Here is a 17,580-nt window from a genome sequence, read left to right as displayed (position 1 = left end):
TGTCGACCCTATTTACCCCAAAAATTCGATTTGATCTTGATTGATGGGGTGACGCTGCTTGTGCGCGTCGGGCTCCTCCCGAGACTTGGACCACCAGGACACACCTCGCGGCTGGCCCTGAGCCCGAATTGGTAGACTATCTTTCCAGGCTTGTCATCATTTTCGGCAACGATTGTTCAATTTTCGAGCAATTTGCGAAATGATTGGGATGGCGCCACCGGCGGTTGTGACGGGAGATATAAAACACGTGGCAGGGTAAGGGGATACGACTGATTTCGGAGTTGCCGTGACGCAAGTGCCACGCTCGGTTATTTCCGTCGGCTGGAAGAAACCGGACGCATCGGCGATCTCGACTTCCGGCGCCCATGGTGGTTAGTTCCGTGGCGGATGGATTTGCGATGCGCCGGCGGCTGAAGAATTTTCTGCCCATCGTCTTGGTTGCCCTGCTGGTGCAGATTCTTGCACCGATCGGGGCCTGCTGGGCGGCGAGCCTTGCCGCGTCCGATCCGCTCGCGGCCGCCACCATCTGCCACGGCGATGCCGGCTCCGGAGCGGGGCAGGGTGACCAGACCAGTCACGACGCCCATGACGGCTGCTGCTCGGCCTGCAGCGTGCTGCAGACCGGTGCGCCGGTTGATAGCCCGCAAGTTGTGGCCCAGGCCGTCGAACGCCTGCCGAACCCGATCGCCTGGCTTGATTTCGCCTCCGAGCTCGATCGTTCGCGCGCCGGCCTCTCGGCGCAAGCCCGCGCGCCGCCGCTGTTTTCCTGACGACCTTGTCGCTGCCGGTGCGTCCCGCGCCAGCAAGTGCCCTTGAGCAAGCCGGCCGGAGCGCCGGTGTCAGGATTCATCCATGTTTCGCTATCATCCGCTGGAGGCGGCAAGCGTGCTCGCGCTGGGCGCGACGCTTTGCGCATTGCCGTCCGCTGCCGAAGCCCAGGCGCCCAGCACAGAGCTACCCTCCGTCACCGTCGAGGCGCCCCGGACGGCGGTGCGCGCCAAGCCGGCGGCGCAGAAGCCGCGCGTTCGTGCCGCGTCCGTGCGGCGGCCGCCGAAGCCGGCGACAGCGCCAGCCGTGACGGCGGCCCCGGCGGACGGCGCGAGGCCGGGGGAGACGCTTGCCGCGACCCGCGACGGTTTGAACCGGGCGCCGACAGGCCAGACGCAGACGACCATCGACCGCAGCCAGTTCGACAACCGACCGGCGTTCTCCGTCGCCGATGTGCTGCGCGACAGTCCGGGCATCTCGATCAAGCAGGGCAACGGCCCGCGTGATTTCGGCATCTCGATCCGCGGGTCGAATGCGCGGAACGGCTTCGGCATCCGCAACCTCGTCATCTTCGACGACGGTTTCCCGGTGACCCAGCCGGACGGCCTGTCGCGCAGCGACCTGATCGATCCGCATGCCTATGGCGCCATCGACGTGGTCCGCGGGCCGTCATCGGCGCTCTACGGCAATTATGCGACCGGCGGCGCGCTGAATTTCAGGACCCGGCCGGGCGGCAAGATCGACGGCGTCGAGTATGGCGTCGACGGCGGCAGCTTCGGTTACCTCAACAACTATCTCGCGGCGGGCAAGAAGGTCGGCAATTTCGAGGCCTCGCTGTTCGCGAGCGACGCGCGCGGCGACGGCTACATCGGCAACAGCTGGTTCAACACACAGACCGTTAATTTCCTCGGCACGCTGCAGGTCACGCCGGACGACCGCTTCACGGTGAAGCTGATCAACAACGACCTGACGACGCGCCTGCCGATCCGCTCCTCGCTCAACCAGTTCTACCAGAACCCGTTCCAGCAGGGCTGCACGACCGGCGCGACGGCCGCGCCGGGATGCGCCACCGTGACGTTGTTCAACAACGGATTCAACGCGGCGGCCGGGACCGACAGGGAGACCGCGGTTCAGGCCGGTCTCGGGCGCGACGACCGCCGTACCATCGTCGGCGGCCGCTGGGAGCACGACTTCGACAACCAGACCACCTGGCGCAACCAGTTCGTCTTCGACGACCGCAATATCAATCAACCGACGGGATCGACGAGCGCGATCGGCGACTTCCCGTCCTACAACTACATGAGCGACGTCGTCAGACGCGGCGATATTTTTGGGCTGGATTCGACGACCTATTTCGGCGGCTTCTACAATACGCTCACCGCGTCGAGCGACACGCGCAATGTAATGCCGGGCGGAAATGCGACGCTCGGAAGCCTGTCGAGCAATTTGTTCAGCACGACGACAAATTACGGTGTTCGCGCACGCGAGGAATTGAAGCTCACGTCTGCGCTGACGGCCGTTGCCGGCATTGGCTGGGAGGCCACCAGTCTGACGGGCCGGAACACCGCCTACAGCTACGCCGGCGCGGCCGGAACCACGACCACGGCGATCACGACGGCGGACCGGCAATTCCAGAATACCGCGCCCGAGCTCGCATTGCTGTACCGGCTGAGCAGCGAGTGGCAAGTCCGTGGACGAGTGGCAACCGGATACGGCACGCCGCAGGTCGGCAATTTGTTCGTCCTGCCGAGTGGCGCCTCGGGCAACAACACCCAGCTGCGGACGCAAAAGAATCTCGGTTACGATGTCGGTGCCGACTGGACACCGAACAACGCGCTCAAGCTCAGCGTCACGGGCTTCTACGAGTTCTTCAAGGACGAGCTCGTTTCTCAGGCCACGCCGCTTGCGGGCATCTCCTACACGTTCAACGCGCCGCGATCGGAGCATCGCGGCGTCGAGCTGGCCGCCGACTGGAAATTCCTGCCGGGCTGGCGGTTCTCGGCGGCCTACACTTATCTCGACGAGGTCTACACGGAATACGTCGAGAACATCACGAACGGCGCGGTGTTCAGCTTCAATCGCGCCGGCAACAAGATTCCCGGCATTTCGCCGAACGAGCTCACGGCGCGGTTGGGCTACGACCAGCTGTCGGGTCAGTTTCAGGGACTTGGCGGGTTCGTCGAAGTGCAGTGGAAGGACAGCTTCTACATGGACAACGCCAACCTCTTGAAGGCGCCGGGCTATGAGCTGGTCAATCTCAATCTGCACTACAAGACCGATCTCGTCTCCGATTATTTCAAGGCGCTGAACCTCTACATCGAGGTGAGGAACGTCTTCGACCGGACGTACGTGGCGTCGGCGAACAACATCTCAAATTCGGTGACCGCGGCAGGCATTCAAAATCCCGCGAGCGTACTGGCGAACTCGACCAACTCGATCTATGCCGGATCGCCGCGCGCCGTCGTGGCGGGCATGAAGATTGCGTTCAAATGAGGAGCGCATCGATGACCTATCGCAAACCGGTCGCCCTGACGCTGCTTGCATCGCTCATGCTCGCGGCCTTGCCGAGCCTTGCCGTCGCACAGATGAGCCATCAGCACGCCTCCGAAGCGGCCTGCGAAGAGACGGCCCTGCGCTGCGCGACCAAGGTCACGCCCGCCTTTGGGCGGGATGGGACATTGTGGCTGGTGTGGATGGCCGGCGGCCATATCTCCGTCGCGAGCTCAAAAGACCAGGGCAAGAGCTTTTCCACACCGGTGCAGGTCACACGGGAGCGGCTCAGTCTCGATTGGGGACCGGATGCGCGGCCGAAGCTTGCGATCGATGCCAAGGGCAACATCGCTGTGGCCTTCTCGATCTTCCGCGATCAGAATTTCAACGGTCAGGTGCTGACCACGCGATCGACCGATGGCGGGCGCAGCTTCGATGCGCCGAAGCCGATCACCACGAACAATGAGAGCCAACGGTTCGAGGCGATCGGTTTCGATCCTGCGGGGGCGATGTTTGCCGCGTGGCTCGACAAGCGCAACCGCGTGCCGGCGCAGCAGCGCGGCCAGAAATATGACGGTGCCGGATTGTTTTTCGCGTCATCGGGAGATGGCGGAGCAACCTATTCCGACGCGCGGCTCGTCGCCGACAACACCTGCGAGTGCTGCCGCCTCGCGCTGGCGTTCGATGGTGCGGGCCATCCTGTGGTCGTGTTCCGGAACATCTTTGAAGGCGGCGTGCGCGACCATGCGGTCGTGACGTTCTCCGACCTGGCTACGCCCGGCGAGATACATCGGGTGAGCCGCGACGACTGGCAGATCGCGGCCTGTCCGCATCACGGTCCGAGCCTGACCATATCGCCCGAAGGAACCTACAATGTGACGTGGTACACCAACGGCAAGGCGCGCAAGGGATTGTTCTATGCGCGCTCGCGCGACGGCGGCAAAACCTTCTCCGATCCGCTTCCGGTCGGTCAGCCGAACCGCAGCCCATCCCGGCCGCAGATTATCGCGGGGCCGCAGGGGCTTGTCATGGCCTGGAAGGAATTCGACGGGCAGAAGACGACAATCGACCTCATGACGTCGCACGACGATGGGGCGACATGGTCGAAGCCGACGGTGATCGCGGACACCGCCGACAGTTCCGACCATCCGCTGCTCGTCTCGGACAGTCGGCAGACCTATCTGTCGTGGATGACGAAGGCCGACGGCTACCATTTTCAAGCGATCGAGGGCGAACCATGAAGCGTCATCTGCTGGCTGCGCTGATCCTGCTCGCGACGCTGCCGTCCGCACTGGCGGCGGGAGAGGGCGCGCCAAAGCCGTTCGAACGCGGCAGCTGGCAAAAGCTGCTGCATGCGCATGCCGGTCATCCGACCCTGGTGCATTTCTGGGGAGTGACCTGCGGACCATGCAAGGTCGAGCTGCCGGAGCTCGGCCAGTTCATGAAGGATCATCCCGGAATCGATATCGTCACGATCAGCGCGGATCTGGTTCCCAACCTTCCGGAAGCGACGCGATCGATGCTGGATCGCGCCGGCCTCGGCGCGGCCGAAAACTGGATCTTCGACGACGGCTTTGCCGAGCGGTTGAGATTTGAGATCGATCCGGCCTGGCAAGGCGATATCCCGCGAACCATGCTGATTTCCCGGGATGGAACGATCACGACGATCGAAGGGTCGGCCGAAATCGCCGATCTGAACAAATGGTCCATCGCCCAGTCGGCAGCAACCCGATGACACTTGAATTTCAACTTGAAAGGAAATCCGTCGCCATGAAGACGCTCTCCCGCATCCTTGCCCTCGCAGCGCTGACCGCTGCACTCGCGTCGACGTCCGCGCGCGCGGAGGACGTCAAGGCCGGCGATCTCGTGATCACGCAGGCCTGGACGCGCGCAACGCCGAACGGTGCCAAGATCGGCGGCGGCTACCTGACGATCGAGAACAAGGGGACGACGCCCGACCGGCTGGTGTCAGGCACCGGCGATGTTGCCGGCAAGATCGAAGTCCACGAGATGTCGATGGACAATGGCGTGATGAAGATGCGTGCGCTCGACAAGGGCCTCACCATCGAGCCCGGCAAGACCGTGAAGCTCGCGCCGGGCGGCTATCACCTGATGATGTTCGACCTGAAGAATCCGCTGAAGCAGGGCGACAAGGTGCCGGTCACGCTCGAGTTCGAAAAGGCCGGCAAGGTCTCGGTCTCGCTGGACGTGCAGGCCGTCGGCGCGCAGGGGCCGGGCGGCGGTCATTCCGGTCATGGCGACCATTCCGGTCACATGGACATGAAGAAGATGTGAGGCAGCCATGCGATCACAGACGTTCGTCGTTGCCACGGCGGCGCTGCTCGCAGCGCAGCCGGCGATCGCGCATATCACACTCGAAGGAAAGCAGGCGGCGGTCGGATCGTATTACAAGGCGGTGTTCGCCGTGCCGCATGGCTGCGCGGGCTCGGCGACAATCAAGATCCGGGTGCAGATTCCGGAGGGCGTGATCGGAGTTAAGCCGATGCCGAAGGCGGGCTGGACTCTCGATGCGGTCACCGGCAAATACGCTGCCCAATACGACTATCACGGCGCCAAGCTTTCCGAGGGCGTCAAGGAAGTCGCCTGGAGCGGTGGCAAGCTTGCGGACCAGAACTACGACGAGTTCGTGATGCAGACGTTTCTCACCGATACCTTGAAGCCCAACACCACGTTGTACTTTCCGGTCGTGCAGGAGTGCGAGCAGGGCGTCAGCCGCTGGATCGATACCCCAGCCGACGGGCAGGGCGGCGGGCACGACCATGGCAGCAAGACACCGGCTCCCGGCGTCAAGCTGCTGCCGAAGTCGTAAGCGATGCGGCTGGTCGCAAACCTCGCAGCGCTGCTCGTGGCGCTGTGTCTTGCGACCTCAGCCCATGCGCATGCCGTCCTGATCGGCGCCGAACCGGCCGACGGCAGCGTGGTGACTGAAGCACCCAGGACGGTGGTGCTCCGCTTCAACGAAGCGGTGGTGCCGACGGCGGTCAGCCTGCTCGACGCCGCGGGCAAGCCGCGCGACGTCGCGTTCCGCGCCGTCGACCAGTCGGTGATGGTGACGCTGCCGGCGGGCCTGCCGCAGGGCACGCAGGTGGTCAGCTATCGCGTGGTGTCGCAGGATGGCCATCCGGTCGCGGGCTCGCTGCTGTTTTCGATCGGCGTCGTCACCGGCTCGGCGGCGCCGTCAAGCGACGGCGTGCTCGATGTGTTGATCTGGCTGGCGCGGCTCGGGCTCTATCTGGGCCTGTTTGCCGGCGTCGGCGGCGTGTTCTTTGCGGCCTGGATCGGGCAGGGCCCGGCCGGCGAACGGCTGATCATGTGGTCGCTGAAGATCGGCCTTGTCGGCGCGATCGCGTCGCTTGGCTTGCAGGGTGTCGACCTCTTGAACCTGCCGCTCTCGGGCATCGTGACGTGGGCGGCATGGGCCAGCGCCGCCGTTACCAGCCTGTTTCCCGCGCTGCTGCTCGCGATCGCCGCGATGCTAATCGCGGCGATCGCCTGGCGCAGCCCGTCGTTCGGTGCAGCTTTCACCCGCACCGCGATCGCAATGATCTGTGTCGGGCTGTCGTTTGCGGTCAGCGGCCACGCCGCCACCGCTTCGCCGCAATGGCTGACGCGAGCCGCGCTGTTCATCCATGGCGTGGGCGTGGCGTTCTGGATGGGCGCGCTCGCGCCGCTGGCGGTGCTTGCCTGGCAGCGCAAGGATTCGCTGCTGCGGGTGCTGCGGCATTTTTCGACGATCGCGGTGCCGGTCGTCGCGTTGATCGCCTTGTCGGGCCTGGCGCTCGCGATCGTCCAGCTCGACAGTTTTCACGCGCTGATCGACACCGGGTACGGCAACATCCTGGTTGCGAAACTGGTGCTGGTGGTGTTGTTGCTCGGGCTCGCTGCGCTGAACCGGTTGGTGTTCACGCCGGCCATCGCGCGCGAGTTTCATCGGACACGGCCGCTGCAGCGCTCGATCGCGCTGGAATTCGTGCTGATGATCGCCATTCTCGGCCTCGTTGCACTCTGGCGCTTCACGCCGCCGCCGCGCGTGCTGGCGATGTCGGCCGATGTTCCGCTCGCGGTCCACATTCACACCGATGCCGCGATGTTCCAGGTGCTGATCGCGCCGGGCAAGGTCGGGCAAAATGACTTCGTGCTGCAGCTGATGAACGGCGATGCCAGCCCGTTCACGGCCAAGGAGGCGACGCTGACGCTGAGCTTGCCCGAGCGCGGCATCGAACCGATGGAACGCGCCGCCGCGCGCGGTGCCGATGGCTATTGGCACGTGCGCAAGGTGCCGTTGCCGGTGCCGGGCCGCTGGCACATGCAGATCGACGCCTTGGTGACCGATTTCAAGAAAGTGACGCTGGAAGACGATTTCGAGGTCAGGTAAAGCCGCGGTCGGCGCGCTGGGCACTTCGATGGTACGCAATTCGTTCAAATGGCCGAAAATCGCCTGATTTGAAGGGTTTTTCTTATTTGGCGGCCTTGTGTTTTCACAGCCGATCCGGTTTCACTGCAGCTCTTCCCACGCTTTCCTGATTCCCGAGTAACGCCATGCGATTGTCGCGGTTTTTCCTGCCCATCCTGAAAGAAAACCCGAAAGAGGCGGAGATCGTCTCGCATCGGCTGATGCTGCGCGCGGGCATGATGCGGCAGGAGGCTGCCGGCATTTATGCCTGGCTGCCGCTCGGTTTCCGGGTGCTGAAGAAGATCGAGCAGATCGTTCGCGAGGAACAGGACCGCGCCGGCGCGCTCGAGCTCTTGATGCCGACGCTGCAGCTCGCCGATCTCTGGCGCGAAAGCGGCCGCTACGACGCCTATGGCCCGGAGATGCTGCGCATCCTCGATCGTCACAAGCGCGAGCTGTTGTACGGGCCGACCAACGAGGAAATGATCACGGAGATTTTCCGCTCCTACATCAAGTCCTACAAGAACCTGCCGCTCAACCTCTACCACATCCAGTGGAAATTCCGCGATGAGCAGCGTCCGCGCTTCGGCGTGATGCGCGGCCGCGAGTTCCTGATGAAGGACGCCTATTCGTTCGACCTCGACGAGGCCGGCGCGCGGCGCTCCTACAACAAGATGTTCGTGGCCTATTTGCGCACCTTTGCGCGGATGGGCCTCAAGGCGATCCCGATGCGGGCCGAGACCGGCCCGATCGGCGGCGACCTCAGCCACGAATTCATCGTGCTCGCGGAGACCGGCGAGTCCGGCGTCTACATCAACCGCGATGTGCTGGACCTGCCGGTGCCGGGCGCGGACGTCGATTATGACGGTGATCTGACGCCGATCATCAAGCAGTGGACTTCGGTCTACGCCGCGACCGAGGACGTCCACGAGGCTGCGCGCTTCGAACAGGAAGTGCCTGAGGCAAAGCGGCTGAACACGCGCGGCATCGAGGTCGGCCAGATCTTCTATTTCGGCACCAAATATTCCGAGACCATGAAGGCGATGGTGGCCGGTCCCGACGGCGTCGACGTGCCGATCCATGGCGGCTCCTACGGCGTCGGCGTGTCGCGTCTGGTCGGCGCGATCATCGAAGCGTGTCACGATGACGCCGGCATCAAATGGCCCGAGGCCGTCGCGCCGTTCCGCGCCGCGATCCTCAATCTCAAGCAGGGCGATGCCGCGGTAGATGGCGCCTGCGAGCAGCTTTATCGCGAGCTCTCGGCGAAGGGCGTCGACGTGCTCTACGACGACACCGACCAGCGTGCCGGCGCCAAGTTCGCCGCGGCCGATCTGATCGGCATCCCGTGGCAGATTCTGGTCGGACCCAAGGGGCTTGCGGACGGCAAGGTCGAAGTGAAGCGTCGCAGCGACGGCTCACGCGACAACATGAGCCCCGCCGACGTGGTCGCGAAGCTCGCGGGTTAAAGTTTATTCACGCCGCGCTGATCGGCGGGGTAATCCGGCCACATTTGGCCCGAATCATGGGATTATCGACAGATGGATGAGACCATGAGCGAGCCAGTCCGTACCCCGCCCTTTGCGCCATTCGAATGGCTGCTGTCCGGACGCTATCTGCGCGCGCGCCGCAAGGAAGGGTTCATTTCGGTCATCGCCGGCTTTTCGTTCCTCGGCATCATGCTCGGCGTCGCCACGCTGATCGTGGTGATGGCGGTCATGAACGGCTTCCGCAAGGAGTTGCTGGACAAGATCCTCGGCCTCAACGGACATATTCTGGTGCAGCCGCTGGAATCGCCGCTGACCGACTGGAAGGATGTCGCCGACCGCATCAGCCAGGTGCAGGGCATTCGCCTCGCCGCGCCGGTGGTGGACGGGCAGGGGCTCGGTTCATCGCCGTTCAACGCCGCCGGCGTTTTCATCCGCGGCATCCGCGCCGACGATCTCAACAACCTCACCTCGATCGCCAAGAACATCAAACAAGGCTCGCTCGAGGGCTTTGATGAGGGGCAGGGCGTCGCGATCGGTCGCCGCCTCGCCGACCAGCTTTCGCTGCATGCCGGCGACATGATCACGCTGGTTTCGCCGAAGGGCGCGGTGACGCCGATGGGCACCACGCCGCGCATCAAGCCCTACAAGATCACTGCGGTGTTCGAGATCGGCATGTCGGAATATGATTCGACCTTCGTGTTCATGCCGCTGACCGAGGCGCAGGCCTATTTCAACCGCAACAACGACGTGTCCTCGATCGAGGTGTTCACCACCAATCCGGACAAGATCGAGACCTATCGCAAGCTGGTGACCGAGGCGGCCGGCCGGCCGGTCTTCCTGGTCGACTGGCGGCAGCGCAATTCGACCTTCTTCAACGCGCTTCAGGTCGAACGCAACGTGATGTTCCTGATCCTGACCATGATCGTGCTGGTCGCGGCGCTCAACATCGTCTCGGGACTGATCATGCTGGTGAAGGACAAGGGCCAGGACATCGCGATTCTGCGGACCATGGGCGCCTCGCAGGGCTCGATCATGCGGATATTCCTGATCACCGGCGCATCGATCGGCGTCGTCGGCACGCTGGTCGGTCTGCTGGTCGGCTTGCTGATCTGCTTCAACATCGAAACCATCAGGCAATTCCTGTCGTGGCTCACCAACACGGAATTGTTCGATCCGACGCTGTATTTCCTGTCGAAGCTGCCTGCTGAAATCGATTTTGGCGAGACGCTCGCCGTCGTGATCATGGCGCTGACGCTGTCCTTCCTTGCGACGCTCTACCCGTCGTGGCGCGCCGCGCGCCTCGATCCGGTCGACGCGCTCCGGTACGAATAAGGAGCGCACATGGCGGAGGGGGCGGAAGACACACCGGTCGTCTATCTTCATGACATCAAGCGGGAATACCGGCAGGGCGAAGCGACGCTGACCGTCCTGAACGGCGCCAATCTCGCGCTGTGGCCCGGTCAATCGGTGGCGCTGGTGGCGCCGTCGGGATCCGGCAAGTCGACATTGCTGCACATCGCGGGCCTGCTGGAGACCCCCGATGACGGCGAAGTCTATGTCGCGGGCACGCCGACCTCGCAGATGTCCGACGTCGACCGCACCCAGATTCGCCGTTCCGATATCGGCTTCGTCTATCAATCGCACCGGTTGCTGCCGGAGTTCTCGGCGCTCGAGAACGTCATGCTGCCACAGATGATTCGCGGCCTCAAACGCTCCGAAACCGTGAAACGGTCGACCGAGATTCTCTCCTATCTCGGGCTCGGCGATCGCATCACCCATCGCCCAGCCGAGCTCTCGGGCGGCGAGCAGCAGCGTGTCGCGATCGCGCGCGCGGTTGCCAACGCGCCCCGGGTACTGTTCGCGGACGAGCCGACCGGCAATCTCGATCCCGGCACGGCCGACCACGTCTTCAACGCGCTGATGCAACTCGTGAAGGCGACCCGGGTCGCGATGCTGATCGCGACTCACAATCTGGATCTCGCCGCGCGAATGGATCGCCGGGTGTCGCTGTCGAACGGACAGGTTGTCGAGCTCGAATAGTGCGCCGTCGCGTGAACTGGCTAGCGGTGCGCGTGAAGAAGCCGCGCTAAGACGAGAGAATCCGGAGCCTTTTTCCGTGTCGCTTCGATCGGAACGAAATACTTCTGGCTCAATAAGCGGGGCGAGGCCGTCTGCCGGATGCTCTCGGCTGCCTGTCGATCGGCGGCCCGGCATAATAGGGGTTGTTGATGCAGATCGCCGCGAGGCCGGACGCCGAAGCCTGGCACTGCGCGATCGAAGTGTAGCCGCAGTCGGTATCCTCACCGCCCCATCGGTAGTTGGTTTTGCAGACCGGCGAGGTCGAATCGTATTTCTGGGCGCTGGCCGGCGCGGCTGCCAAGGCCAGGAGTGTCGGCAAGAGTGCCAGAATCAGACTGCGCATCAGAAATCTCCTCGTCGGCGCCGGCAATGCTGATGCCGAGCGCGCGCGAATAGGCACCTGTGCGCAGCGCCGGATCAACTCACATTCCCGCGCCGGGGTTGCCGGACCGAGCGTATCAGTGGATGAACAGGTCGAAGAAATTGCCCTCACGGCGGTCCCGCGGGGACACGTGAAGATACGAGCGCGGGTCGTTGTCGCCGGCATAATAGGGGTTGGCGATGCAGTTCTGCCCGATGCCCGAAGCGGTGGCCAGGCACGCCTCATACGACGGATAGGAGCAGTTGCTCAGGCCGGGATAGCGGTCGCCTTGAATGCAGAACGGGTAACGCACGCCGACGGCATGCGCGGGCACAGTCCCCAGCGTCGCGAATGCGGCCACAGACGCCGCAGCAGCAAGAATCATCGTCCGCATGTGCATTCCTTTTGCTGCGAAGATTCGACCCTGGCGACGATCCAAATCGGACAAGCCGCTTCCGGTCAACGATCTTGCGCCCAGCTGCGCACGCAGATCCGAATTGTGAAGATTGTGCGGCAACTATGTGGCAAAAACTCCAGGAAGTGCCCGTAATACAGTATTAACTTCAAATTTGAGCGAAGTCGTTTGGCCCTGCCTGTTGCCGCGAAGTTACAGCAATTCCGCCGGGGGCTGCTATGACGGTGTCTCGCGGCCTTGGGGGCCTGTAGAAAAAGTTGGAACGGGAAAATGAAAAAGATTTTGCTTGTCACCGCCAGCATGCTCGCGCTCAGCGCGACTGCTGCCTCCGCGGCTGACCTCGCGGCTCGCCCTTACACCAAGGCTCCGCCGCCCATGGTTGCCGCTGTTTATGATTGGACTGGCTTCTACATCGGTATCAACGGTGGTTGGGGCCAGAGCCACGACAACCGTTCGGTCGACGGCTTCGGCGGCGTCGGAAGCTACGACGCCAACGGCGGCACCGTCGGTGGCCAGATCGGCTACCGCTGGCAGGCCGGCGGCTGGGTGTTCGGTCTGGAAGCTCAGGGCAACTGGGCTGACTTCTCCGGCAGCACCGGCAACCTCGTCGTCCCGGGCGGCATCGTTCGCTCGAAGACTGATGCGTTCGGCCTGTTCACCGGTCAGATCGGCTACGCCTGGAACAACGTCCTGCTGTACGCCAAGGGCGGTGCTGCGGTCACCGATCGCAACTTCCAGTTCCTCAACGCGGCCGGCAATCTGGCGTCCGAGACCGGCTTCGACACCCGTTGGAGCCCGACGGTCGGTGTTGGCCTCGAATTCGCCTTCTCGCAGGGCTGGTCGCTCGGCGTCGAGTACAACCACATCTTCGAAGACACCCATGGCGCGACCTTCGTGACCCCGGCTGGTGTTGCCGTGACCGGCTTCCACACTGGTGGCGACACCGACATGGTCCTCGGCCGTCTGAACTACAAGTTCGGTGGCCCGGTCATCGCGAAGTACTGATCGCTCGCTTAATTCAAGCGGCATCGAAAACCCCGGGCTTCGGCCCGGGGTTTTTTATTGGCCTGGCGGCGCCGCCGATCGGCCAGGAGCAGGGGACGGGCTTTGCCGTCCGCTCCGGGATTCGGGTCGGGTTTGATTGGGCGGGGCTTTCCAACCGAACAGTCAACGCCGCATATTCGCGGCATGACGGACCTGCAGCTGACTTCCCAACTGACGTGCCCGTCCTGCGGCCATGTCTCCATCGAGACGATGCCGACCGACGCCTGCCAGTTCTTCTATGATTGCAAGGGCTGCGGCACTCGCCTGAAACCGAAAGCAGGAGATTGCTGCGTGTTTTGCTCATACGGAACGGTCCTTTGCCCTCCCAGGCAGGCTGGGAATTGCTGCGGTAACTAGCTCCCCGGAGGCTCAAGACGAGTTCGCCATCCGGATCACTGTCGGCGGCGAGACGTCGGCCGCTCAGGAATTAACCACAGGGGTCACTTCTCGAACTGGGTCGCCGGCATTGCTTGACTCCTAGAACAAAAAAGGAACAATGTTCTGCATACGTTCCGGTTCAGGGAGAGCGGCCATGTTGAAGATTTTCGTGCAAGAAGCTGCAGCGCTGGCATCGATCACGCTGTTCGTCGGGATGATCGCGGTGTGGGCCCAGCTGATCACCCAATTCTGAAAATGCGCCCGCGGGGACAGGGGCATCGCCGGCGGCATGGTCTGCCCCTGGGGAAAAGCAGGAGGACTTGCCGCCACGCCGCGTTCGGCGTGGACTTGGCAGGGGTCAGGCCCCACCATGGGATTGCGAGTCGGGTCTGACACTTTCGAGTTCCGGCCCTGGCGCTCGCTCCATCCCTGACTCAAGAGATTCCGTAAGCAGCCATGCCGAATGCCGGATTCGTTCACCTTCACGTTCATTCCGCTTATTCGCTGCTGAAGGGCTCGATCAAGATCGCCAAGCTGGGCGAACTCGCGAAGGCCGACCGCCAGCCGGCGTTGGCGCTGACCGATACCGACAACATGTTCGGCGCGCTGGAATTCTCGGACAAGATGGCCGGCTACGGCATCCAGCCGATCGTCGGCTGCGAGCTGGCGGTGGATTTCGGCGACGTCGATCCGAATACGCGGAGCATCCTTGCGACGACGGGCCCGGCGCGAATCGTGCTGCTGGCGGCGCGCGAGCGCGGCTACCGCAGCCTGATGCGGCTGAACTCGCGGGCGTTCCTGGAGACGCCGGTCAACCAGACCCCGCACATCAAGTTCGATTGGCTCACCGACGACGCCGAGGACCTGATTGCGCTGACCGGCGGCCCGGACGGGCCGATCGCGCTGGCGCTGCGGGCAGAACAGGCGGCGCTGGCGACCACCCGCTGCGAGCGCCTCGCCAGTCTGTTCGGCGATCGCCTCTACATCGAATTGCAGCGCCACGGCGCCGACAAGGAACGCCGCACCGAAGGCGGCCTGATCGATCTCGCCTACAGCAAGGGCCTGCCGCTGGTGGCGACCAACGAGCCGTATTTTGCCAGCAATGACGACTACGAATCGCATGACGCGCTGCTCTGCATCGCCGGCGGCCATCTGATTGCCGAGACCAACCGCGAGCAACTGACCCCGGATCACCGCTTCAAGACCCGCGCGGAAATGGCGGTGCTGTTCGCCGACATCCCGGAGGCGCTGGCCTCGACGGTGGAGATCGCCGAGCGCTGCTCGTTCCGGCCGAAGACCCGCAAGCCGATCCTGCCGTTCTTCACGGTGGGTGCCGCCGCCAGCGCCGATGCCGCCGCCGACGAGGCCGCCGAGTTGAAGCGCCAGGCCGAGGAGGGGCTCGCGAATCGCCTGCGGGTGCACGGTCTCTCGCCGGGAATGACTGAAGAGGACTACAGCAAGCGGCTTGCCTTCGAGCTCGACGTCATCACCCGCATGAAATACGCGGGCTACTTCCTGATCGTCTCCGACTTCATCAAATGGGCGAAGGCGCAGGGCATTCCGGTCGGGCCGGGCCGCGGCTCCGGCGCCGGCTCGCTGGTCGCCTGGGTGCTGACCATCACCGACCTCGATCCGATGCGGTTTGCGCTGCTGTTCGAGCGCTTCCTCAATCCCGAACGCGTCTCGATGCCGGACTTCGACATCGACTTCTGCCAGGACCGCCGCGGCGAGGTGATTCAGTACGTGCAGGAGCGCTACGGCCGCGACCAGGTGGCGCAGATCATCACCTTCGGTACGCTGCAGGCGCGCGGCGTGCTGCGCGACGTCGGGCGCGTGCTGCAGATGCCCTATGGGCAGGTGGACAAGCTGACCAAGCTGGTGCCGCAGAATCCCGCAGCGCCGGTGACGCTGGCGCAGGCGATCGAGGGCGAGCCGAAGCTGCAGGCGTTCCGCGACGAGGATCCGGTGGTCGCGCGTGCGTTCGACATCGCGCAGCGTCTCGAAGGCCTGACGCGCCATGCCTCGACGCATGCCGCCGGCATCGTGATCGGCGACCGGCCGCTGAGCGAGCTGGTGCCGCTCTACCGCGATCCGAAATCCGACATGCCGGTCACCCAGTTCAACATGAAATGGGTCGAGCCAGCGGGCCTCGTGAAATTCGACTTCCTCGGCCTGAAGACGCTGACCGTGCTGGACGTCGCGGTGAAGCTGCTCAAGCAGCGCAACGTCCATATCGATCTCGCGACGCTGCCGATCGACGATGCGCCGAGCTATCAGATGCTGGCGCGGGGCGATGTCGTCGGCGTGTTCCAGGTGGAAAGCCAGGGCATGCGGCGCGCGCTGATCGACATGCGGCCGGACCGCTTCGAGGACATCATCGCGCTGGTGGCGCTGTATCGCCCGGGCCCGATGGCGAACATCCCGACCTATTGCGCGCGCAAGCACGGCGACGAGGAATCGGAATATCTGCATCCGATCCTGGAGCCGATCCTGAAGGAGACCTTCGGCGTCATCATCTATCAGGAACAGGTGATGCAGATCGCGCAGCAGATGGCTGGCTACTCGCTCGGCCAGGCCGACCTGCTGCGCCGCGCGATGGGCAAGAAGATCCGCGCCGAGATGGACAAGCAGCGCGACATCTTCGTCGCCGGTGCGATGAAGAACGGCGTGGCGAAGGGCCAGGCCGAGACGATCTTCGAGCTGCTCGCCAAGTTCGCCGACTACGGCTTCAACAAGAGCCACGCGGCCGCCTATGCGCTGGTGTCCTACCACACCGCCTATATGAAGGCGCATTACCCGGTTGAGTTTTTGGCGGCGTCGATGACGCTCGAACTCAACAACACCGACAAGCTGTCCGAATTCCGTTCCGAGGCGCAACGGCTCGGCATCAAGGTCGAGGCGCCCAACATCAATCGCTCCGGCGCGACCTTCGAGGTCAGCGAGAACACGATCTACTACGCGCTCGCGGCGCTGAAGGGCGTCGGCATCCAGGCGGTCGAGCAGATCATCGAGGAGCGCAACAAGAAGGGGGCCTTCACCTCGCTCGCCGATTTCGCCGCGCGGGTGAGCCCGCGCGCCGTCAACAAGCGGATCATCGAGAGCCTTGCGGCGGCCGGCGCCTTCGACACGCTGGAGCCGAACCGCGCGCGCGTCTTCGCCGGCGCCGATGCGATCCTCGCCGCCTGCCAGCGCAGCCATGAGGCGGCGACCTCGGGCCAGAACGACATGTTCGGCGGCGCGGCGGACGCGCCGAGCATCATGCTGCCGCAGATCGAGCCGTGGCTGCCCGCCGACCGGCTGCGGCGCGAATATGATGCGATCGGCTTCTTCCTGTCGGGCCATCCGCTCGACGACTACGCGACCGCGCTGAAGCGGCTGCGCGTGCAGTCCTGGGCGGAATTCTCCCGCGCGGTGAAGACCGGCGCCACGGCGGGCAAGGTCGCGGCAACCGTGGTGTCGCGCATGGAGCGGCGCACCAAGACCGGCAACAAGATGGGCATCATGGGCCTGTCGGACCCGACCGGCCATTTCGAGGCGGTGCTGTTCTCGGAGGGCCTTGCGCAATACCGCGATGTGCTCGAGCCGGGCGCGGCCGTGCTGTTGCAGCTCGGCGCCGAATTGCAGGGCGAGGACGTGCGGGCGAGGGTGCTGCACGCCGAGCCGCTGGATCACGCCGCGGCCAAGACGCAGAAGGGCCTGCGCATCTTCGTCCGCGACACCAAGCCGCTGGAGTCGATCGCCCGCCGCCTCAACATGCCGGAAGCCGCGCCCGCCCCGGGCGGCGCAGCAAGGGCACCGGCCGTGAAGCCGGCCGCCGCGCCGCCACCGGCGGCGGGGGCCGATGGCGACGTCTCGCTGGTGATGATGCTGGACCTCGAAACCGAGGTGGAGATGAAGCTGCCCGGCCGCTACAAGGTCTCGCCGCAGATCGCCGGCGCGATCAAGGCGGTGGCGGGCGTGGTCGACGTGCAGACCCTGTAAACTGGGGACTCCGGACGCCAAACAGTGCCGTTTCGGCACGAATTGGGCCCGGCCGGCCGGTGTAACCGGCCGTATTTCCTTGCTTCTGGCGCAAATCGCGCTATATAGCGCGCCATCTCACACGGAAACATGGCTCTCAAGGCCGTCCGGTGGCAACCGGGCC

Annotated in this window: 15 protein-coding genes; 13 read left to right on the top strand and 2 right to left on the bottom strand. The window is 64.2% G+C overall.

The annotated features are described in order from the left end of the window. Nucleotides 1-398: 398 nt before the first annotated feature. From ACVMIH_RS07910 to ACVMIH_RS07865, 10 genes are all read left to right on the top strand, one after another. On the top strand, nucleotides 399-770 hold the full coding sequence (locus ACVMIH_RS07910) for a DUF2946 domain-containing protein (protein ID WP_076825366.1): 372 nt from the start codon (nucleotides 399-401) through the stop codon (nucleotides 768-770). Between the two features lie 82 nt (nucleotides 771-852). After that, complete coding sequence (locus ACVMIH_RS07905) at nucleotides 853-3,261, top strand: TonB-dependent receptor family protein (RefSeq protein WP_316394174.1); 2,409 nt, start codon at nucleotides 853-855, stop codon at nucleotides 3,259-3,261. Nucleotides 3,262-3,272: 11 nt separating this feature from the next. Further along, nucleotides 3,273-4,499, top strand: coding sequence for a sialidase family protein (locus tag ACVMIH_RS07900; RefSeq protein ID WP_456861170.1), 1,227 nt, complete (start codon nucleotides 3,273-3,275; stop codon nucleotides 4,497-4,499). Beyond that, a complete protein-coding gene (locus ACVMIH_RS07895; RefSeq protein ID WP_057016485.1) occupies nucleotides 4,496-4,993 on the top strand; it encodes a TlpA family protein disulfide reductase in 498 nt (165 codons plus the stop codon). Before ACVMIH_RS07900 ends, ACVMIH_RS07895 begins: the two co-directional genes overlap by 4 nt. 35 nt (nucleotides 4,994-5,028) lie before the next feature. Beyond that, a complete protein-coding gene (locus ACVMIH_RS07890; RefSeq protein ID WP_057016486.1) occupies nucleotides 5,029-5,553 on the top strand; it encodes a copper chaperone PCu(A)C in 525 nt (174 codons plus the stop codon). 7 nt (nucleotides 5,554-5,560) lie between these two features. Beyond that, entirely contained in the window at nucleotides 5,561-6,088 is a 528-nt protein-coding gene (locus tag ACVMIH_RS07885; protein WP_456861169.1) for a YcnI family protein, read from the top strand. 3 nt (nucleotides 6,089-6,091) lie between these two features. Continuing rightward, entirely contained in the window at nucleotides 6,092-7,654 is a 1,563-nt protein-coding gene (locus ACVMIH_RS07880; protein WP_456861167.1) for a copper resistance CopC/CopD family protein, read from the top strand. A 164-nt stretch (nucleotides 7,655-7,818) separates the two neighbouring features. Then, a complete protein-coding gene (gene proS / locus ACVMIH_RS07875) occupies nucleotides 7,819-9,138 on the top strand; it encodes a proline--tRNA ligase (protein WP_038380332.1) in 1,320 nt (439 codons plus the stop codon). Between the two features lie 72 nt (nucleotides 9,139-9,210). After that, nucleotides 9,211-10,491: a lipoprotein-releasing ABC transporter permease subunit gene (locus ACVMIH_RS07870; protein WP_028339647.1), complete on the top strand. Its 1,281-nt coding sequence runs from the start codon at nucleotides 9,211-9,213 to the stop codon at nucleotides 10,489-10,491. Between the two features lie 9 nt (nucleotides 10,492-10,500). Beyond that, entirely contained in the window at nucleotides 10,501-11,199 is a 699-nt protein-coding gene (locus ACVMIH_RS07865) for an ABC transporter ATP-binding protein (RefSeq protein ID WP_016840545.1), read from the top strand. 109 nt (nucleotides 11,200-11,308) lie between these two features. Here the strand turns inward: ACVMIH_RS07865 and ACVMIH_RS07860 are convergent, their stop codons facing one another. Then, a complete protein-coding gene (locus ACVMIH_RS07860; RefSeq protein WP_057016489.1) occupies nucleotides 11,309-11,581 on the bottom strand; it encodes a DUF3551 domain-containing protein in 273 nt (90 codons plus the stop codon). 115 nt (nucleotides 11,582-11,696) lie between these two features. Beyond that, nucleotides 11,697-11,993, bottom strand: a complete 297-nt coding sequence (locus ACVMIH_RS07855) for a DUF3551 domain-containing protein (RefSeq protein WP_245311361.1) — start codon at nucleotides 11,991-11,993, stop codon at nucleotides 11,697-11,699. Between the two features lie 291 nt (nucleotides 11,994-12,284). Here ACVMIH_RS07855 and ACVMIH_RS07850 point away from each other — a divergent pair, with 291 nt between their 5' ends. From ACVMIH_RS07850 to dnaE, 3 genes are all read left to right on the top strand, one after another. Next, a complete protein-coding gene (locus ACVMIH_RS07850; RefSeq protein WP_057016491.1) occupies nucleotides 12,285-13,019 on the top strand; it encodes an outer membrane protein in 735 nt (244 codons plus the stop codon). 192 nt (nucleotides 13,020-13,211) lie between these two features. After that, nucleotides 13,212-13,415, top strand: coding sequence for a GDCCVxC domain-containing (seleno)protein (locus ACVMIH_RS07845; protein WP_082653734.1), 204 nt, complete (start codon nucleotides 13,212-13,214; stop codon nucleotides 13,413-13,415). 477 nt (nucleotides 13,416-13,892) lie between these two features. Beyond that, nucleotides 13,893-17,417, top strand: coding sequence for a DNA polymerase III subunit alpha (gene dnaE / locus ACVMIH_RS07840; protein ID WP_057016492.1), 3,525 nt, complete (start codon nucleotides 13,893-13,895; stop codon nucleotides 17,415-17,417). Nucleotides 17,418-17,580: the final 163 nt, after the last annotated feature.

The organism is Bradyrhizobium sp. USDA 4503, assembly GCF_054055815.1.
This window is presented reverse-complemented; position numbering and strand designations above follow the sequence as displayed.